Origin of the sequence: Bacteroides sp. 14(A), from assembly GCF_000526555.1 — a bacterium.
Classification (GTDB): domain Bacteria; phylum Bacteroidota; class Bacteroidia; order Bacteroidales; family Bacteroidaceae; genus Bacteroides; species Bacteroides cellulosilyticus.
On sequence record NZ_JAGH01000005.1, the window covers coordinates 16,788 to 37,256 of the forward strand.

Here is a 20,469-nt window from a genome sequence, read left to right on the forward strand (position 1 = left end):
ATCTTCACAGGCAAAAATGATTTACGCATACATTCGAATCTCAACCGATAAACAGATTAAAGAGAATCAGCGTTTCGAGATTGAAAAATTCGCAGAATCGAAAGGTTTAAAAATAGATTTATGGGTATCAGAACAGGTGACGGGAACCAAGTCTGCGAAAGAACGTCGTCTTGGTCCACTACTTAGGAAAATGAAGAAAGGGGATACTTTGGTTATCTCTGAAATCAGCCGCTTGGGTAGAAACTTGATGAGTATTATGTCGATGCTCAATCTTTGCATGACGAAGGAAACCTTTGTGTTGACTGTAAAAGAGAAGTATGAGCTTGGTAATAATATCAACAGTCAGGTACTCGCTTTTGCTTTCGGACTGTCAGCTCAGATCGAACGCGACCTAATTAGCCAACGAACTAAAGAAGCACTGGCCTGGCGTAAAGCTTCCGGAAAGAAGTTAGGCCGGCAAGCTGGTGAAAAAAACACTCACTATAAGCTTGATAAGAAAGCGGAACTTATTGATAAGATGCTTGCTGAAGGAAAGTCAAAGGCTGCTATCTGCCGCAAACTTAAATGCCACTTGGTAACCCTTAATAATCATCTTATAAGAATGGAGGAAAAGTCTTGTAAATTAGAAGATAATTAGTACCTTTGCGATATACGATTATGCCCATTGACAGCCCGTATTAGGTGTTGTTGATGGGCTTTTTGTTTTAATAAATCCCGTCCTACTTTCACAAGCTGGATCGGGATTTTGTAGTTTAATAACTACTGTGAGTGATGCAAAATTAGTATTAATATTTATATTTCAAAAGTGACAAAAATGGAAGAAATTTGGAATTTTCTACACTCTTTAGACTTGACTAATTTCTACCGGCATATTGGTGTTACATTGATGTGCTGGCTGGTAATGTTTATCTCTGTATTGATCGACATGTGGGATGGTGTGCAGACTGCTCGTGTCTTGAAAGAGCCAATCAACAGCAAAGGTTTCCGCAGGACCTTTGCCAAAGCTGGTGACTATTGGCGTATGATGTTATTTGGGTTGATGTTTGATACGCTTGGCTTACTATTCACTTGGTACATTTTACCATATATGACAATTATCATCACAGTTGGAGTTTTGATTATTGAGTTTCGGAGCGTATGGGAACATAATAAGAGAAAGCGGAGCCATGCGGCAGAGTTGCCTGGTGTGATAGCCAATATCGTAAAGTGTGCATCGGAGAAGGATGCTTTAGAATTAATTGAAAAAATAAAGGAGGTACAGAAATGAGAACAATTGATGCAATTATCATCCATTGCTCGGCCACACGTGCCGGGCAGGACCTACGGGCCAAAGACATTGATCAGATGCACCGGGCGCGTGGTTTTAATCAGATTGGTTATAACTTTGTGATTGACCTTGATGGGACTGTGGAGACTGGACGCCCTCTCTCTGTCGACGGGGCGCATTGTAATACTAAAGGATTCTCGAATGTGTCATACAACAAACATTCGGTTGGTATCTGTTATATTGGTGGTCTGGATGCAAACGGGAAACCAACCGATACCCGGACGCCTGAACAAAAGGCCGCACTTCGAGAACTGGTTGCCAAACTTTGTAAGGAATACCAGATTATTGAGCTTCTTGGTCACCGGGACACTTCGCCAGACCTTGATGGTAGCGGCGAAGTTGAGCTAGCAGAGTATATTAAGGCGTGTCCTTGCTTTGATGTACGTAGTGAGTTCTCTAACTTTCTCCGTAATGTAGTTGTACGGCCATGAAAAAGTTGCCTTGGATATTAGTTATATTGCTGGCAGTGGTTTGTGTGGTTGCCTGGTTCCGCCCGCAAGAGCCTCTCCCGGTAGAAATACGTACCGAGACAAAGGTAAATACGGTAGTCCAGATCGAGACCTTACTTATTTCGCCACCTATGGCCCCTTTAGTGGTCTTCCGGTTAACAGATACTATGCGTATCGGCGACACTGTTGTTCATCGTGAGCAGGCTTATTACGAGGATAGTCTTTACCGGGCATGGGTGAGCGGATATCGGCCGAGGTTAGATAGTTTGCAGATATTTCCGAAGACTGTATATCAGACGGTGACGAATGATATATACCACACCGTCAAAGTGAAAGATAAGCGTAGATGGGGATTGGGACTACAGGTTGGTTATGGCTATCCCAGAGGATTTTATATAGGTACTGGAGTAAGCTATAATTTATGGCAATGGTAGATTCAAGTATGTATGTTTAATAGTTGCGATGTTAGTATTTGCTTAAGAATGTTAACAAAAAATAGAACAAGAAAGAATAATTGCTTTATTTGCAAACTAAAACTATAGTATAAGCATTACAATAACGAACTTAATACAGTCTTTATTATGGATAAAATATTTGCCTTTGATTATATGTTGTCTCTCTTTGAACAATGGTATAAAGAAGAGGGTAAAGAATTCATGAATTTTCAGAACTGTTCAAAGTTATCCGTACTCAAACTTTTGTTTTTAACTGCCGCACCAAAGAGGGAAGGAGCAAGTGATTTATTAGATGTTTTTAATAATTTTCATGCATTGCCTTATGGGCCAGTAGAGAGTGATATATATAATGCTATTCAAGATAAAAGATTACCATCTTATATTGTAACAGAAAGATCTGTTGTTAAAAAGGAAAATGCGATATTACCTTATAAAATAGAAGATTACACTCGGATAAAGGATGCTGTTGATACCTTAAAAGAGAAAAATAAATATCTTATATTATTAAATGCTTTTTCTTTGGTGGAGATTACACATAAATGGGAAAGTTGGAGACAATCCATAGCTTTTGCTAGGTTAATGGAAATGTCAAGTTACAAAATGACTATAGAATCGATTAGGAACGATAGGAATAAATACTTTGAATAAATAAAGGATGAGTTTTATATTAGAGCAATGTTATAATCAATTCATAGAGGAGTTCCCAGAATCTTGGCTTCCCAATAGTAGCGAGGAGGAATCTGTCTTTTTTGATAAAAGTGCTCAAATTGAATTTTTTTTTGAGACATGTTTTATACTGTTAAGTAGGTCAATTATTAGTGGGGAATATATTAATGTTCCTAATTTCCTTGATGTATTAAATAACTTTCTAGCCAAGACGACAGTGGAATATGCTCCTCCATCACTTTCGGAGTCTGGAAGTGAAAGGGTTGACAGGTTACTATCACGATATAGAGATTTGAATTACTCAATCTATAATGCATTGCAACATTATAATTATTTTGTAACAATTTCGAAAAATAAATTTAATACTGAGGGAAACCAATACAAATATGGTTTCTACAAATTGAAAAATATTAAGTCGACCGACAAAATTCTTAAATTATTTTCAGAGATAACAATTCCTTTATGTTTGTTTGATTACCGGTTTCCCATTGGTGAAGATGAATTTCATAATCTCCTTATAAGTAGAGATAGATTGAAGGAATGCATCTCTGAAGGTAGCTCTGAAAGAAGGTCTGTTTTAGCTGTATTGCTCCACAAATGCCATTTTATAATATACAATATTAAAGAATCTCCTTTTTATATTAATACTGAATCAAGTGCTATATGCATAAATCCTAAAGATTTAGATGTTGGGTATTATGATGGATTTATTGCAAAAGAATGTGATTCTGAATCAAAAGCAAATGAACTTTTGGAGGATATTAGTGGGATAAATCCTGAACTAAAATCATTTGTTTTGTTGATGAAATACTATAAACAGAATCTTGCTAACAAGTCTGATATTGTTAAGATGGACTTTGTTCTTGGAAAGTTTTCGGATATTTATCAGATAAAACGAAATTCGAGAGAGTTTATAAATCCTGGCAATTTGATAGAAGAATATAATAAATTTTCATTAAATTCGGTGCTGAATTTTTTGCATAATTGCCGTTTTTCGTTTTATACACAAAAATGTGAACCTAGTCTAAAGCAAATAAAAGAAGAACTTAGACATATAGAGAATATACAAGCAAAAACAGGAGTGAAAAATTTTCATCCATATGAAAAGGCTATAGAAGCTATCACTAAATGTATTGAACTTCACATAGAAAAAGAAGATTTTGATGATAGGTTAATAGAAGATAAACTTGAAGAACTTAGTCGCGTGATTATTTTATATAGAGAATCTTATGAGTGGAGTCGATCTCATCAGTTTTTTCCTTTTCAATTGCCATTTGAAGAGTCTATGTATTGTGTAGATAATGGATCTATTAAATTGTTTGTACCTTCGGCTTATGCGAAGTATATTGACTATAACACATTGAAAGAACGGTTGGAACAATTTAATAGAACGAAAGAGTATTTAAGGTTCCGTTGTGATTTGTCAATAGAAAGAAAAGAAATAACTCAAATAAAAAATGATATTAAAACTTCTGATAAGAAAGCTTATGATTTAATAGCGATCTTTACAGCTGCTATCACTTTCCTCTTTGGTATTGTGAATATTTTTATAAATAATACAGCTTTGAATTTGTATCAATTAATAGCTAATACGATTGGCTTTGGAATATTGTTATTACTTTTTGCATCTTTATATTTATTCATTTCGCCATTGTTAATTCAGAGGATAAATTGGCGTCAATATTTAAAAACTGGTCGTTGCATAGCTGGCATAGTTTTAATAGCCATATATGTTATATTGGTTTTTACTTTATCAAAAACTAGTCAATCAGTAATAGATAAGATTGGGCAAACGGAAACTGTAGTAGACTCATTACATCGTGAATCGAAGTTTGAAGTACAACAAATCAAGGCAGCCGAATAAGCTGCCTTTTTCATGTAGTACCCGATAAACAACCTGCCACAGCCTTAAATACAGCTTTACCAGCCTCGGACGCTATAGCTTTAAAGAATGATGTGACACATTTCTCTCCAAACTCAAAGCTTGATTTTCTACTTTTAGCAAGAATTTCACTTATTCGATTTAAGATTTGTTGTTTAGTCTCTTTGGAAATTGATCTTATTGTATTTGTTATACTTTTTCTGATATCTTTGTAGTCTATTTCTTCTAAATCAGATTTGTTTTCTTCTAGTAAGGTATCCGTTTCTTTTAGGAAAGAGACCAAAAACCTTTGTTGGCTTATATTGAATGGAATTGAATTAGCGTCTTCGTCAATTAATTGTATTTTATTAAATTCATCTTTAATCTCTTTGTTATAAGCATTGAGTATTGGATCATCCAAGATAGATTCTCTATGGTAAAATTCTATTCGCTTACACCAACTGGTTAAATAATCGGATAATTGTTGCTCGTTTAATAAAAATGAATGTATCCCTATTGTATCATCTAATGGAGACAACTCTATTTTGTTTTTAAATCCACTTGATGTGTTTTCTCTGTTTTTTATTGTAAAATAGAAATTCAAATCTTCATTATCTATGATATGTAGTAAGGCGTTATCTCTGTCTTTAAACGCAATAATATTACGATATTTTTCAACAATAGGTTCTATAGCATTAACCACAACTATTGGGAGTCTTCTTTTAATATTTTTGCTCATGTTCATTATAATTTCTTTATACCATTGCAAATATAAGTTTTTAATTGAAAAATGAACATTGTTAGGTTAAATTAAATTTAATGGCTTATTGAAAAGTCAGCCGAATACACTATGGATATAAGAGTCTATGTGAATATCAATGACATTAAATAGCACTATCCGGATGCATTCTATAATCCGGCTATTGACCGATTTTATCGTTTGAAGGCATTTGTGAAAAAGACAGCAGATTAGTGCTGTCTTTTCTTTTTTATCTAAGTGAAATAGTGGCAATTCGATTAAATATTATCTTTGTGTTCTTTAAGGTTGAGATTTCTCCACTTGATAACAAGATTAACGAATATATCTAACCAAAATGCAATCATCGCTCCTAAAATAATAGCATTTATGAATGCCTCGCGATCTCCTTTATTTTTTACGTTAATATCTTCAGCTTGAACTATGATACCTCTATTATCTATAACTTCTTTTATTTTTTGCTGGGAAGAATACATAATACTTCCAGAGGTAATCATGTCTGGCTCTGGAAATATATATTGATATTTTAATGGTTTGGTCATTCTAACATCTTTTCCATTTCTTGCAAAATCTCCGAACTTAATAAGTATGTTGGTATTGGAATAGTCATAATTTCTGTAATCACCATCTAATCGTAGCGAGAAGTAATAATATGGATTTTCTTTCTCTTTATCCGGCGAGAATAACTCATTCCCGTAAATATCGAAAGTTGACCAACCGTAAGAGGTAGCTATTCCATTTATACCTTTCGAGTGTACTTTTATAGATAATGTTGAATCATTTAATTCATTAATATGATAGGCATTTTTTTCATGCTGAATGCTATCTCCTGCATGTAATCGTTGAATATTGTCACTAAACGCCCATTCTGTTTGATGCGGATATCTTGCGATATTAAATGTTGTAGAGTAGGGATAAAGTGGAAAACTTAATTTATTAATATGCCTTTCATTTTCTTGTAATCCATACCTTATTTGTATTGCTTGTGAATAACCATAATTGGTATAGACACTATCACTTGCTACTTCTGCTACAATTTGAAGCCATTTCAATTCATTAGATAAGCTTATTTGAACTTCGTGATATTCTGGTCCTATTTCAGTTGTCGATACTTCATGGCAGCGCCAAATAGATATACTTAGTGCAAAAAGCAGTATTAAGTGCGCTCCGCCATGTGAAAGAATATAGACGACTTGTTTCAAAGGTGAGTGCGTTAAAGGTTTACAAAGTGATTTGTAAAATTTAGCTAGATGATTTTTAATTTTCATTGTTATATAGTTTGTAATGTAAATATTATAACGAAATTATTGTTATTCTTTGAGATATACAATATTTAGTTTTATGTTTGTTGACATAATATTTGTATGAAGACGTTTGATGATTAGTTGTCTATATTTGTTTGTTTTATTCTGGAAGGCAGCCGTAAGACTGCCTCCTGGACTACCAAGCTCATCAGCACGCATCCACAGCTCTTGCTTGGTCTTCATGTGCTATTACTAATGAGCTTTTAAAAAGTTTAGTCCTGACACAAAAAAATGAGAAATCCCCATAGTAGCCCAACTACGGGGATAGTATCTGAACCACAATTACCCTTTCATCATCATAATATCTGCTCTCATTTCGATGTAGTCTTTATATTTTTCGGGGTTGTTCACGTAATCGATCACCCGGTTGATTGCTATTTCAGCTTGCTTTTGTTTGACTTTTGTATAGAACCTAATAATTCCTTTGCTTTTGTCCGAATGTCCTAGACAGTAGTCTATCACACCGTCTGGTATGCCAAGTTCTGATGCAAATTGAGCAAAAGTTTTGCGAGCGGAATAGAAGCATAGTGTTTGCTTGATTCCTAAACGGTCTTTCAGCTCTCTCATGCAAAGGTTTATATACTTCTGTAGATTAGAATACGTGTAAGAATACCCTAAATCCAGCATGCCTTTTTTATTAATATACTTATTTATTATAGCTCTTGCTTCTGGATGTATCGGTATTGTAATATTTGCTTTTCCTGTCTTTGCATGTAGTGTCTTAGTTCTTTCGAAAGAAAGAATGTCTGATGATAGATTTACTGATAATAGGTCTTTCAGATTTATTCCGCATAAATAGAAAGATAGTAGAAGCATGTCTTTTCCTAAACTAATCCTCTTCCCTTCTAATTCGGTATTTCGTATTCTTTGAAACTCCTCTATTGTTAGATCGCACTCCTTGGGTTCGGCAGTTGGGATTTTGGTATAAGCAAAGGGGTGTACATCTTGTTTAAGAATGCCGGCTTTGATTAATTCGTTGATTCTTGCTTTCAAATGGGTAAGTCTTAATCCGATATTTCCATTTGCATAACCTTTTCTCATCATCCACTTTTTGAAGTGTTCAATCATTATGGTATTAATGGCAGGAATAGGTACGTCTCCTTCAGCAATAGTAAAGATGCGTATTGTTTCCTCATTCATTTTTGCATAACTTTCTCTTCCTTCTTCTTTGAATTCACCAACTCGTTTCTTCCAATATTCTAAGAATGAAATATGGGATGGACGTTCTTTAGAAATAATTATCTGTTTGATCTGCATAGCAGAGAGATACTCAATGTTTTCTATGGAGTCAAATTTATCTTTATATTGTGAGAATACAAACTCTAATCGTTTGTTCATTACACTTGCATCTTTGCGATATGCGACCTTTCCATTTTCGAATTCTGCGATATCATCCAATAGAAAGGTTGTTTTGATGTAAGCCCGCTGTTTCTTTTGGGAGATACAGACTAAGATCGGCAGTCTGCCATCTTGTTCCTTAATGGAACTTAATACTGTTAATCTGATTGTTGCCATAAGCTGAATAATCAAACACAATTCTACTATACAACTTTAGCCATATATATTTGCAGAAATGTGGGGTCAGTCCGAAAACCCTGTGGGTATGTTAAATTTACACTGTTAGTTTGCATAATCTAAAAATAAAGAATGGTATATCTCCGACTCCCCTAAACTGTGCCCTGAACGCTTTAATTTTTGCATTGAATGATTCTGCAAATACATTCGTTTCCCTGTTAACGAAATAGTTTAGTATCGTTTCATAATAGTTCTGCATGGTATTTGTTACGGTTCTGAAACATCCATATCCAAGCTTTTCTATTTTATTGTACCACAAGGCAAGCTTTCCACGTGCCACATCCTTGTCATAGTGCTTATTATACACGTTGGTCAATTCTATAGCTAAGTCGTAAACTGATTTCAATTCCGGATAATGTTCGAATATGATTTCCGCACGTATTCTTTGAGATTCAGTCCATTTACTAAAATGCTTGACAAGTACATGTTTAGCCCTTGCCAGCAGCTGCCTACGGGTATCGCCATTGGTATATCGAAACGGAACATACTCTATATGTTGCTCTCTGCACCTCTGAATTTCATCGTTCTCTAAATCCCGTGCCAGCCAGCGATAAGTAATCCTGAGTTCATCAATTGCCTCATAAAAGAGCTTCTGTACATGAAACCGGTCATTTGTCATAGTGGCGTTTGGAAAAGCCGTTCGGACAATTCGCATCATGGTCGGCGAAAGATCTAAAGTGACCTCTTTGACTGTCTTGCGCTTGGAGACATGAATCATTTCAAGCACCTTTATGACGTCTTCAGACTTCGTACCACGTATCATGGCCACAAGTGTACCTTTGCCACCACGTCCCGCACGGTTAGTGACAACAGTATATAATTCTCCGCAGCTCAAAGAAGTCTCGTCAATACAAAGGCTAGGACCTATGTTATGTTTGAACAGGACATATTCTGAGGCATGATCTAACTGGTCCCACTGTCTGTATGCGCTGATAAACTCCTTGTACTGTGAAGTCAACAGTTTACCGTTTACCCCATAAGCATCTGCTATGGAGCTTATGCTAGCCGCGGTAGTTTCAATCTTCTTCTTTTAAAAAAGCAACGAACTCAGGAGTGAGTTTCGTCCCTTCGGCCGTAAGATCATCGTAGGTATAGGAAAACGTTTCCCCTGTAGCTTTGTCATACCAGCGACGACGTCTTACGTGGAGATAAACAGGTTTGCCACGCAGAGGAAAGTCCTGAATCACTTTCTCATCTGTGAAACCATGTGATATCACAGTCCCACTCTTGTAATCAGAACGTTCCATGTAGTTTTTTTCATCAAGCCAAACTTCGATTTTGACGGAGTCGTCATGCCAACCGGAGATCTCGAAATACGTCATTAAAACTTCGGGGAAGATGACTCGTAGTAACTTATGTAGGTTGCGATTGGAAGGCATTGGACAGATTATTTTAATTTGAACACAAAGATAGTTCACTTTCGCGTATTAACATAACATACCCACAGGGTTTTCGGACTGACCCGAAATGTGCTTTTTTTTATTCAGATGAGACTTTTTAAAAGAAAAAACGCTGATTAAAATATTTATAATCAGCGTTTTACTGTTGAGCCGCTAGCCAGACTTGAACTGGCGACCTACGCGTTACGAATGCGTTGCTCTACCAACTGAGCTATAGCGGCAGTGACTTTTCATTTACGGGGTGCAAAATTACATCTTTCTTTGAAATTACGAAAAGAAAAAGGTTTTTTTTTGAAAAAATCTTTCTTAAAATGGTTTTCTATATTTGCTCTGTCATTTTTCCTTCTAAAATAATTGTTTTATCAATATAAAAAATACATCTTTGCAAATCTTACTGTCAACCTAAAATCTGACAATAATTATGAATTTGAAGATATATTATAAGAATCTTTCATCCCGTATTGCCTCCAAGTGGACTATATTGGCTATTGATATTTGTTTGATAATGATTTCCATGCTTTTAGCATGTATCCTTCAGCTCGGGGTATCTTCTATAATATATAAGATGTCATTGTATGTATGGATGATTTTTTTCTCTTTGTTTTGTAATCTGTGTTTCTTTTCTGTCTTTCATACATATGTTGGAGTTATTCGTTTTTCTTCGTTTGTGGATATCTATAGAGTGTTTATATCTCTTACATTGAGCTATGGAGTACTGGGGGTAGGAAATTTTTGCTGGTCAGCTTTTGGTTTGGGAGAAACATTACCCAGTGGAATAATTTTTATAGCATATATTCTTAACTTCATATTCATGGCATGTCTGCGCATTTTGGTGAAAATGTTGCATGAAGTTTTGTCTTTTGATATTCGGCATTGTGTGAATGTGTTTATTTATGGCTTTCGTGGAACTGGAGTGAATATAGCAAAATCTATGCGTGTAAGTAGAAATAATCATTATCGTGTATGTGGTTTTATTTCTGATGAGCCGTGGATGATAGGCAAACACACCATGGGATGTAGGGTATATGCTAATGATAAGATGTTATTTGAACACTTAAAAAGGAAGAATGTACGTACGATTATTGCTTCACCTGATAAGTTGGTGGATTTGGAACAGTCTGGTATAGTAGCACAAATGTTAGCTCAGGATATTCATGTGATGACAGTGCCTCCCTTGAGCGATTGTTTGGATGATGGAATTATAAAAGATATCCATATAGAAGATTGGCTTCGTCGTGAACCAATTCAGGTTGATATCCGTAAAATAGCGGCTTATGTTGAGGGACATCGAATATTGATAACCGGTGTTGCTGGTACTGTAGGGCGGGAAATCGTTCGCCAGTTGGCGGCGCTAAATCCATATCAGTTGATATTGGTTGATCAGGCTGAATCTCCTTTGTATGATATTCAATTGGAATTGTCTGACCATTGGAAGAATCTCGAAGTACGGGTATTAGTAGCAGATGTTACAAATTATACTCGTATGGAGGCTATTTTCAGAGAGTGTATGCCGCAGTTAGTCTTTCATGCTGCAGCATATAAACACGTTGCCATGCTTGAAGATTATGCTTCTGAAGCTATACAGGTGAATATTTTAGGAACAAAGACTGTTGCGGATTTGTCTGTAAAATACAAAATTAAAAAATGTATGATAATTTCTACAGATCATGCTTTCTGTCCGGTGCATGCTATGGGGTATAGTAAATGTTTGGCTGAAATGTACGTACAGGGATTATCTCGCAAAGTAGTGCAGGAAAATAGTCTTACTAAATTATTTGTAGTTCGCTTCAGTGATGTATATCCTGATGCCCCTCGCAGTTTAATGACTGTATCGGAAGCTTGTCAGTTGATATTGGAAACGGGGAATTTGGGTGAGAATGGTGAAATCTATGTGTTTGAAGATGATGCAGTAGAAGATACACTGCCCACCAGCTATGAAAAAATAAGGAAAAGCAAAGGATATTTCATTGATTATACTATGATTTGCGAGCAGATTAATACTTTAACGGAAAATAATTGCATGCAGGATTCAGCGGTAATAATTAACAAAATGAAAAAAATAATCTCATATTTTTCTGAGTCTTGTGCGGATGCCTGAACGGCTGAATGGAGTTTTTAATTCTTTTTCCGAAATTTCGATGTAAAATAAATGGGCGTTCTGAAATAATGTGCTACCTTTGTGCCCGATTTATATTTAACTGTAGGAATTTTAAAGATTAATCAAATATCTTATGCGTAGATTAATAGCACTATTCTTTTCAATCTTCATCCTTGTAGGGGGCGTTATGGCCCAGCAAATGTCGGATGATCAGGTGGTTCAATATGTGAAAGAAGCACAGAGAACTGGCAAATCGCAAAAGCAAATGACTACTGAGCTATTGCGTAGAGGAGTAACCAAAGAACAGGTTGCTCGTATACAAAAAAAATATGCCGAGCATAGTACTGCTGCAGATGGAGTAGAAAACAAACCCTCTCAACTTCGTGAACGTACTTCTTTAATGACAGACGGGAAAGCTATTAGAGGTACTTCTTATGAAGAAGCAGAATTAGAAGAACAGAAAGAAATAATTGATTTAAAACGTGATGCGAAAGCTACTCCTGAAGCACCAGGAAGCAATATTTTTGGTCATAGTTTATTTTCTAATAGAAACCTTTCTTTTGAGCCGAGTGCAAATCTGGCTACTCCGGTAAATTACCATTTAGGCCCGGGTGATGAAGTTATTATAGATATCTGGGGGGCTTCAGAAAATACAATTCGTCAGACGATTTCTCCCGAAGGAACTATTTTAGTCCGTGGTTTAGGTCCCGTTCATCTTAGTGGTATGACTGTAAAAGAGGCGAACTCTTTTTTGCAACGTGAGTTTTCTAAGATCTATTCTGGAATTTCAGGTACTGAGCCTAACTCTGAGATAAAATTGACATTGGGTGACATTCGTACGATACAAATTAATATTATGGGTGAGGTTTCTGTACCGGGAACTTATACCTTATCTGCATTTTCCACTGTATTTCACGCTTTATATCGTGCTGGTGGTGTAAACCGTATCGGTAGTTTACGTAGTATTAAAGTGGTACGCGATGGTAAAACCTTTGCTGATCTGGATGTTTACGACTTTATAATGAAAGGTAAAATGAAGGATGATATACGCCTTCAGGAAGGTGACGTGATCATTGTAGATCCTTATCAGTCTCTGGTTGAGATTGTGGGTAAAGTCAAAAGACCGATGTTTTATGAGATGAAACCTACAGAGACTGTTGCTACCATATTAAATTATGCAGGTGGTTTTACTGGCGATGCTTATAAAAAAGCCATTCGTCTTGTGCGTAAGAGTGGACGTGAACATCAGGTCTTTAATGTAGATGAAATGGATTACTCTGTTTTCCGTTTGGATGATGGAGATATGATTACGATAGATGCTGTACTGGATCGTTTTGAAAATCGTGTAGAAGTTCGTGGTGCTGTTTATCGTGCCGGTTTATATCAACTAGACGGTACAGTAAATACGGTGAAACAATTAATAAAGAAAGCTGAAGGATTGCGTGGAGATGCTTTCCTGAATAGAGTAATTATAGATAGAGAGCATGAAGACCTGTCTCATGAAATCATTGCTATTGATTTAGGAGGACTATTAAATGGGACAATTGCTGATATTCCTTTGCAGAAAAATGATATTCTGTATATCCCAAGTATTACTGACCTGAAAGAAGAAGAAACGGTTGCAATTTATGGTGAAGTTGCTAATCCGGGTACTTTCCTTTTTTCTAAGAATATGACTATTGAAGATTTACTTGTTCAGGCAGGTGGTTTGTTGGAAGAAGCTGCTACAACAAGGGTTGAGGTAACTCGTCGTATTAAAGATCCTAAGAGCACTTCATTCAGTAGTGTTTTAGGTAAAACATTTACTTTTGATATAAAAGATGGTTTTATTGTTGGAGGAAATGCGGAGAACTTCTATTTAGAGCCCTTTGATGCTGTTTATATTCGTAGAAGTCCTGCTTATCGTAGGCAACAGAATGTGGTTGTTGCTGGTGAAGTACTTTTCTCTGGTAGCTATTCTTTATTGAAGAAGAATGAACGCTTGTCTGACTTGGTTAGCAAGGCTGGTGGTGTAACTCCGGATGCTTATGTAAAAGGAGCTCGTTTAATCCGTAAATTGTCCGATGAGGAAAGACGTCGTCAGAATGACGCTATCCGTATGGCTCAGAATGGTGAGGGAAAGGACTCCATATCTATACAGAAATTAAATCTGTCAGAGACCTATACTGTAGGTATTGATCTGGAGAAAGCTTTAGCCAATCCAAAGTCTGATTTTGATTTGGTTTTGCGTGAGGGAGATGTACTGTATATTCCGGAATATGTGAATACTGTGAAAATCAGTGGTTCGGTCATGTATCCTAATACCGTAGTGTATCAGAAAGGAAAGAATCTGAAATTCTACATTAATCAGGCGGGTGGTTATGGCAATATGGCAAAGAAGAAGAAAGTTTATGTGGTTTACATGAATGGTACGGTATCTCGTCTGAAGGCAAGAAATGCCAGTGCTATAGAACCGGGATGTGAAATTATCGTTCCCAGCAAGGCTGAAAAGAAGCATATGGCGATGGCTGAAATTTTGGGTATTAGTAGTACAACTGCTACAATTGCAGCAATGGTAGCAACTATGGCTAACGCTTTTAAGTAATTTGGATTATGGGTGAAGAAAAAAAACTGAATACACTTCCTCAACAACCAGAGGAACAGGAAATAGACTTGATTGAACTTGCCAAGAAAGTTTGGGCAGAGCGAAAATTGGTTTTTAAAGCGTGTGGATATGCTGCGTTAATAGGACTGGTTGTTGCATTTAGCATTCCCAGAGAATATTCCACTAGCGTAACGTTAGCACCAGAAAGCACTGGGAAAACTTCAGGAGGTAGCATGGGAGCGTTGGCTGCTATGGCTGGAATCAATATGGGCTCTTCTGTTGGAGAAGATGCTCTTTATCCGGATCTTTATCCGGATATCGTAAGTTCTACTCCGTTTCTGACTGAGTTGTTTGATGTAAAGGTCAAAGATGATAAAGAAAAGGTAGATACTACACTGTATGTTTACTTGGACGAACATCAGCGTGCTCCTTGGTGGAGTGCTATTATTTCTGCTCCTTTTAAAGTTTTGGGTTGGACCATCTCTTTATTTAAGGATGATGAAGTAGAAGGAACTGGCACACTGGATCCTTTTAGATTAACAAAAGATGAAGCAGACATTGCCGAAGCGCTAAGTAAACGTATTGCTGTCTCTGTTGATAAGAAGACAGGTGTTACTACCTTGACGGTAACAATGCAGGATCCTTTAATTTCTGCTTCATTAACCGATACAGTAATGCACCGCCTTCAGAATTATATAACTGAATATCGAACTAATAAAGCTCGTCATGATTTGGCTTTTACCGAGAAATTATATACAGAAGCAAAAGCTAACTATACGGATGCCCAAAGTAAGTATGCATCTTTTGTAGATGCCAATCAAAATATTATTTTGTTAAGTTATCGTGCTGAGCAGGAGCGTTTGCAAAATGAGATGAGTTTAGCATATAATGTATATACTCAAGTTGCCCAACAGTTACAGATGGCAAAAGCTAAAGTACAAGAAATTACTCCGGTATATACTGTTGTTCAGCCAGCGACGGTTCCTTTGCGTCCGTCTAAGCCTAGCAAGCCCATGATTCTGATAGGTTTCGTATTTTTGGCTGGTGTCGGTAGTGTTGGATGGATATTGTTTATAAAGGATTTATTAAAAGGATGGAAAAAGCAAACAACGATATGATGATGGATGAAAATTCGCGTAGCTGGTATGTATTGTACACAGCGCCAAGATTGGAACGTAAATTGATGCAACACCTTACTGTTGCCGGATATAAGACTTATTGTCCTATGCAAACAATTTATGTGAACTGGAATGGAAAGACAAAGGAAATTATTGTTCCTTTTTTCTCCGGTTGTGTTTTTGTAGAGGGAGATCTTAAGGATATGACTCCTGTTGTAGCTTCTCAAAAAGCGGCATTTTTAGTGAATGCTGATGGTAAAGAGCTTACTATAGTATCTGATAAGGCAAACCTTCCAGGAAAGTTTGCCCAATTATTGAAGTAATGATGAAGTTGATTTCAGAAGAACTGTTGGATAGTGTGTCCCATGAAGCACGAGAAAGTTCTCGTTTGCGTATGAATTATAATTTTCATGAATCATTGGACTCACCTATTCATCGCTTGCTTAACGCATTAGAGCCGGGAACGTATCTTCCTCCTCATCGTCATACTGATAAAGAGGAGACTTATGTAGTATTACGTGGAAGTCTGTTGACTTTCTTTTATGATGATTTAGGTAATGTAATAGAAAAAGTTAACCTAAATCCGTCGGCTGGAGTCTATGGGGTGGAGATTCCTTCCGGTACTTGGCATAGTATTATTGCTTTAGAGCCAGGCACTGTGATTTTTGAAATCAAAAGTGGCCCTTATAAACCACTTCCTCCCGAAGATATTGCGCCATGGGCGCCTGCACCCTCCGACTTGGAAGGTGCGGCTGTGTTTATGAAACGAATGTTGGAGGTTTAATTAGCACCTTCAAACATTCGGCTTCGTGCCAGCATGCATGCACCTACAATGCCGGCCTTATCTTTTAACTTGGATGTCGTGATAACTGAGTCTTTATTCACGAGGTTTAAGGAGTATTTTCGTACTGCTGTTTTTATAGGTTGCGTAATGTAGTCTCCGGTTAGAGATAATGTTCCTCCGATTATTACTAACTCGGGATTAAAGATATTTATAAGACCGGCAATTTGTTTACCTAATTTTTGCCCGATTTCTTCGACAATTTCAATGCATAGCACATCTTCCTTGTTTACTGCTGCTATAATCTCATCTAATGTTAATGGGTTTTCCATATTAATCCGTTCGGATAAAATAGAATTTTCTCCTTTCTTTATTCGTTCCAGCAGAGTACGGTGTAATGCTGAGCCGGAAGCTTCTGTTTCCAGACAACCTTTCTTTCCACAGTGGCAGATGATTTCATTATCAAATGTGCTGATATGCCCAAATTCTCCTGAGAATCCTGATTTTCCTTTGTAGATTTTTCCATCTATAATGATTCCGATTCCTAATCCCCAGCTGACATTTACGAAAATAATATCTTTTTCTCCTTTAACGCATCCTTGCATGTATTCTCCATAGGTCATTGCTCGTGTATCATTGTCGATTGTGACAGTATATCCTAGTCTTTCACTTAATACATCTGCAAGAGGACGTTCTTCAAAATTAAACTGGCTGAAACTATATCCGGATTCTGGGTTTACCCGACCTGATACATTGACATTGATATTAAGAATCTTTTCAGTGTCAATTGAAAGTTTCTTGATGAAATTGAGAATAAGGCTACAAAGCTCGTTCATTCCTTCCAAAGAGTTCTCAAAATTATAAGGAATGTCCATTTTGAGATCTACCATATCTCCTTTGAAATTGATTAATCCGATATTGATGGAGAATTTTTTTATATCTACTCCAATAAAGTAACCGGATTGAGGATTCAAGCCGTATAGATGCGGGTGGCGTCCTCCGCTTGTTTCCAGTTTCCCATAATCATTTATATAACCTTCATCGAACATTTCACCTATTAATTTAGTGACAGTAGGGATACTCAGATCTAACTCCTTAGAGAGATCAGGAATTGTAGAACTACCGTTATATATATAATAGGTGATAATCCTTTTTTTTATAAGGGCATTTTTAGACCCCATTTCTATTTCTTTTAGGAATTGCTGATACATACTCTTTGTTAATTTCATTATTGTCAACAAAGATACTTAATAATTTTATTAATATCAACCTTTCTATGTGAAAAAGAATATTATTTCTTCTTTTTATTTAGTTGATAATTGCTGAACTCTCCTTTTTCCTTATTCCTTTTTTATCTTTAGTTTGCGTTTCTTTTCTTTTACCTCGTTATTATTAATTAATAATATGGCTATATATAATTAAATGCATCGAATAATAAGAATTTAATAATAAAATAATTTATTATCTATTGTTTATTTAATAAATATATCTATATTTGCACTGTGTTATAAATATAATAACCTCTATAATAATAAAGGTTAAACTTAGAATTCAATAGGTTAACATATATATTATACAGAAGAAAGCTATGAAAACAGGCAATCGCAGAGATTTTTTGAAAAAGGCCGCACTGGCAGGAGCTTCCGCCTTAGTAGCTCCTGGATTGCTGGCAACTGAAGAGAAAGAAGTGATATCTTTCTCTTCATCGCCCGGTGGTGAAACTGATAAATTTATTATTCCTAAGAATAATGGATTGAAAATAACAGGAACCTTCTTAGATGAAATTTCTCATGATATTCCTCATCAGAATTGGAGTGAAAGAGAGTGGGAGCAGGATTTTCGCCACATGAAAAGTATTGGGATTGATACTGTTATTATGATTCGTTCCGGTTATCGCAAGTTTATTACTTATCCTTCTAAATATTTGCTTGGTAAAGGATGCTATATGCCATCTTTCGACTTGGTCGATATGTATCTCCGTTTGGCGGAAAAATATCAGATGAAATTTTATTTCGGTTTGTATGATTCCGGGAAGTATTGGGATACGGGTGATTTATCTTGGGAGATTGAAGATAATAAATACGTTATTGATGAAGTCTGGAAACAATACGGTGAAAAATACAAGAGTTTTGGCGGATGGTATATCAGTGGCGAGATCAGCCGTAAGACTAAAGGGGCTATTGATGCTTTCAGGGCAATGGGAAAACAATGCAAGGATGTCTCTGGAGGTCTTCCTACTTTTATTTCTCCTTGGATTGACGGAAAAAAGGCTGTGATGGGGACTGACAAGTTAACTAAAGAAGATGCAGTTTCAGTTCAGGAACATGAAAGAGAGTGGAATGAGATTTTTGATGGGATTCACGAAGTAGTTGATGCTTGTGCTTTTCAGGATGGGCACATTGACTATGATGAATTGGATGCTTTTTTTACAGTGAATAAAAAGCTGGCGGATAAATATGGTATGAAATGTTGGACGAATGCAGAAACATTTGACCGTGATATGCCAATCAACTTCTTACCGATAAAGTTTGATAAACTCCGGATGAAGTTGGAAGCTGCAAAACGGGCCGGCTATGATAAAGCCATAACTTTTGAATTTTCTCACTTTATGAGTCCACAATCAGCTTACTTACAGGCGGGACACTTGTATGATAGATATAAAGAATACTTTAATATAAAATAAATATGAAGTCGACAATTAATTTAGGTTATTTAGTTTTCCTTTCGGTAGTAGCGGCTTTGGGCGGTTTTCTGTTTGGATATGACACTGCCGTAATTTCCGGTACCATTGCGCAGGTAACAGAACAGTTCGGGTTGGATGCTTTGCAACAAGGATGGTATGTAGGATGTGCATTGATCGGTTCTATCATTGGGGTGCTTTTTGCTGGTATTTTGAGTGATAAGTTTGGGCGAAAATCTACTATGATCCTTTCAGCTATTTTATTCTCTACATCGGCTATTGGTTGTGCTGTATCTACAGACTTTAATCAACTGGTTATCTATCGGATTATAGGTGGTGTTGGGATAGGGGTTGTTTCTATCATTTCTCCACTTTATATTTCAGAAGTGGCTGTAGCGCAATATCGCGGACGTTTGGTTTCTCTGTATCAATTGGCGGTTACAATCGGTTTCTTAGGAGCTTATCTCGTTAATTACCAGCTTTTAGGCTATTCTATGAGTAATCCGGATGTTAGTACAGGATGGTGGAACCTGGTATTTGTATCGGAGGTGTGGAGAGGTATGTTAGGTATGGAAACATTGCCTGCAATCATGTTTTTCATTATAATCTTTTTCATACCTGAGAGTCCTCGCTGGCTGATACTGAAAGGGAAAGAAGAAAAAGCTACAAATATTCTTGAGAGAATTTATACCTCTTCTAAGGAAGCTTTATTTCAATTGACAGAGACTAAGTCTGTACTATCATCCGAGTCTAAATCAGAATGGAAGCTCTTGTTGCAACCTGGTATAAGGAAAGCTGTTATTATCGGTGTATGTATTGCTGTGTTGGGACAGTTTATGGGTGTGAATGCCGTTTTATATTATGGACCTTCTATTTTTGAAAATGCAGGTTTATCCGGAGGTGATTCTTTGTTCTATCAGGTTTTAGTGGGATTGGTGAATACATTGACTACTGTATTGGCTCTTGTTATTATTGATAAAGTAGGGCGTAAAAAGTTGGTTTATTATGGCGTATCAGGTATGGTGATTTCTTTAGTACTGATTGCAACTTACTTTATTTATGGTGAGTCCTGGGGTATCTCCAGCATTTTCCTTTTAATCTTTTTCCTCTTCTATGTATTTTGTTGTGCAGTGTCTATATGTGCTGTGGTATTTGTGCTTCTTTCTGAAATGTATCCGACCCGGGTACGCGGGCTTGCCATGTCCATTGCCGGCTTTGCTTTATGGATAGGTACATACTTGATTGGACAGTTAACCCCCTGGATGCTCCAGAATCTTACCCCCGCCGGAACATTCATTCTGTTTGCAATCATGTGTGTACCCTATATGCTGATAGTTTGGAAACTTGTTCCCGAGACCACAGGAAAGTCTTTGGAAGAGATTGAACGCTATTGGATGAAAAATAAAAATTGACC

General features: G+C 36.5%; 19 protein-coding genes and 1 tRNA gene. 13 read left to right on the forward strand and 7 right to left on the reverse strand.

What is annotated here, in order from left to right; all coding sequences use genetic code 11:
- The first annotated feature begins 16 nt into the window (after positions 1-16).
- The 6 genes from K429_RS0122770 (at position 17) to K429_RS0122795 (ending at position 4,761) form a co-directional block, all read left to right on the forward strand.
- Entirely contained in the window at positions 17-637 is a 621-nt protein-coding gene (locus tag K429_RS0122770) for a master DNA invertase Mpi family serine-type recombinase (protein ID WP_029328196.1), read from the forward strand.
- Between the two features lie 177 nt (positions 638-814).
- Positions 815-1,267 (forward strand): phage holin family protein, encoded by a 453-nt coding sequence (locus tag K429_RS0122775; protein ID WP_029328197.1) that lies wholly within the window; start codon positions 815-817, stop codon positions 1,265-1,267.
- Positions 1,264-1,758: an N-acetylmuramoyl-L-alanine amidase gene (locus K429_RS0122780; protein WP_029328198.1), complete on the forward strand. Its 495-nt coding sequence runs from the start codon at positions 1,264-1,266 to the stop codon at positions 1,756-1,758. The genes K429_RS0122775 and K429_RS0122780 overlap by 4 nt, the downstream gene beginning before the upstream one ends.
- Positions 1,755-2,210, forward strand: coding sequence for a DUF6808 domain-containing protein (locus K429_RS0122785; protein ID WP_029328199.1), 456 nt, complete (start codon positions 1,755-1,757; stop codon positions 2,208-2,210). Before K429_RS0122780 ends, K429_RS0122785 begins: the two co-directional genes overlap by 4 nt.
- A gap of 147 nt (positions 2,211-2,357) precedes the next feature.
- Positions 2,358-2,879, forward strand: coding sequence for a type II toxin-antitoxin system antitoxin SocA domain-containing protein (locus K429_RS0122790; protein WP_029328200.1), 522 nt, complete (start codon positions 2,358-2,360; stop codon positions 2,877-2,879).
- 7 nt (positions 2,880-2,886) lie between these two features.
- Positions 2,887-4,761, forward strand: coding sequence for a hypothetical protein (locus K429_RS0122795; RefSeq protein ID WP_029328201.1), 1,875 nt, complete (start codon positions 2,887-2,889; stop codon positions 4,759-4,761).
- A gap of 10 nt (positions 4,762-4,771) precedes the next feature.
- Here K429_RS0122795 and K429_RS0122800 read toward each other — a convergent pair whose 3' ends face one another.
- The 6 genes from K429_RS0122800 to K429_RS0122830 all read right to left on the reverse strand — a co-directional run bounded on the left by K429_RS0122800 (position 4,772) and on the right by K429_RS0122830 (position 10,015).
- On the reverse strand, positions 4,772-5,497 hold the full coding sequence (locus K429_RS0122800) for a hypothetical protein (RefSeq protein WP_155923471.1): 726 nt from the start codon (positions 5,495-5,497) through the stop codon (positions 4,772-4,774).
- Positions 5,498-5,775: 278 nt separating this feature from the next.
- The gene (locus K429_RS0122805) at positions 5,776-6,783 is read right to left on the reverse strand and encodes a hypothetical protein (RefSeq protein ID WP_029328203.1); all 1,008 of its coding nucleotides are present in this window, start codon (positions 6,781-6,783) and stop codon (positions 5,776-5,778) included.
- 318 nt (positions 6,784-7,101) lie between these two features.
- Positions 7,102-8,334, reverse strand: a complete 1,233-nt coding sequence (locus K429_RS0122815) for a phage integrase SAM-like domain-containing protein (protein ID WP_029328204.1) — start codon at positions 8,332-8,334, stop codon at positions 7,102-7,104.
- 97 nt (positions 8,335-8,431) lie between these two features.
- Positions 8,432-9,277 (reverse strand): transposase, encoded by an 846-nt coding sequence (locus tag K429_RS0122820; RefSeq protein ID WP_029328205.1) that lies wholly within the window; start codon positions 9,275-9,277, stop codon positions 8,432-8,434.
- A 133-nt stretch (positions 9,278-9,410) separates the two neighbouring features.
- Complete coding sequence (locus tag K429_RS0122825; protein ID WP_044096339.1) at positions 9,411-9,773, reverse strand: transposase family protein; 363 nt, start codon at positions 9,771-9,773, stop codon at positions 9,411-9,413.
- Positions 9,774-9,942: 169 nt separating this feature from the next.
- A tRNA-Thr gene (locus K429_RS0122830) sits at positions 9,943-10,015 on the reverse strand.
- A 200-nt stretch (positions 10,016-10,215) separates the two neighbouring features.
- Between K429_RS0122830 and K429_RS0122835 the strand changes: the two genes are divergently transcribed.
- The 5 genes from K429_RS0122835 (at position 10,216) to K429_RS0122855 (ending at position 16,378) form a co-directional block, all read left to right on the forward strand.
- The gene (locus tag K429_RS0122835; protein ID WP_029328206.1) at positions 10,216-11,892 is read left to right on the forward strand and encodes a polysaccharide biosynthesis protein; all 1,677 of its coding nucleotides are present in this window, start codon (positions 10,216-10,218) and stop codon (positions 11,890-11,892) included.
- Positions 11,893-12,025: 133 nt separating this feature from the next.
- Positions 12,026-14,476, forward strand: a complete 2,451-nt coding sequence (locus K429_RS0122840; protein ID WP_029328207.1) for an SLBB domain-containing protein — start codon at positions 12,026-12,028, stop codon at positions 14,474-14,476.
- 8 nt (positions 14,477-14,484) lie between these two features.
- Positions 14,485-15,594 carry a Wzz/FepE/Etk N-terminal domain-containing protein gene (locus tag K429_RS0122845; protein ID WP_029328208.1) on the forward strand — a complete coding sequence of 370 codons (1,110 nt, stop codon included), beginning with the start codon at positions 14,485-14,487 and terminating at the stop codon, positions 15,592-15,594.
- A complete protein-coding gene (locus K429_RS0122850; RefSeq protein ID WP_029328209.1) occupies positions 15,570-15,917 on the forward strand; it encodes a UpxY family transcription antiterminator in 348 nt (115 codons plus the stop codon). Before K429_RS0122845 ends, K429_RS0122850 begins: the two co-directional genes overlap by 25 nt.
- A complete protein-coding gene (locus tag K429_RS0122855; protein ID WP_007214282.1) occupies positions 15,917-16,378 on the forward strand; it encodes a WbuC family cupin fold metalloprotein in 462 nt (153 codons plus the stop codon). Before K429_RS0122850 ends, K429_RS0122855 begins: the two co-directional genes overlap by 1 nt.
- On the opposite strand, the gene K429_RS0122860 is transcribed toward K429_RS0122855, so the two are convergent.
- On the reverse strand, positions 16,375-17,586 hold the full coding sequence (locus tag K429_RS0122860) for an ROK family transcriptional regulator (protein WP_007217797.1): 1,212 nt from the start codon (positions 17,584-17,586) through the stop codon (positions 16,375-16,377). The genes K429_RS0122855 and K429_RS0122860 overlap by 4 nt on opposite strands.
- 377 nt (positions 17,587-17,963) lie before the next feature.
- Here K429_RS0122860 and K429_RS0122865 point away from each other — a divergent pair, with 377 nt between their 5' ends.
- Together K429_RS0122865 and K429_RS0122870 are read left to right on the forward strand one after the other, a co-directional pair.
- Positions 17,964-19,058, forward strand: a complete 1,095-nt coding sequence (locus K429_RS0122865) for a DUF4434 domain-containing protein (RefSeq protein ID WP_029328211.1) — start codon at positions 17,964-17,966, stop codon at positions 19,056-19,058.
- A 2-nt stretch (positions 19,059-19,060) separates the two neighbouring features.
- Positions 19,061-20,467, forward strand: a complete 1,407-nt coding sequence (locus K429_RS0122870) for a sugar porter family MFS transporter (protein ID WP_022209475.1) — start codon at positions 19,061-19,063, stop codon at positions 20,465-20,467.
- The last annotated feature ends 2 nt before the right edge of the window (positions 20,468-20,469 follow it).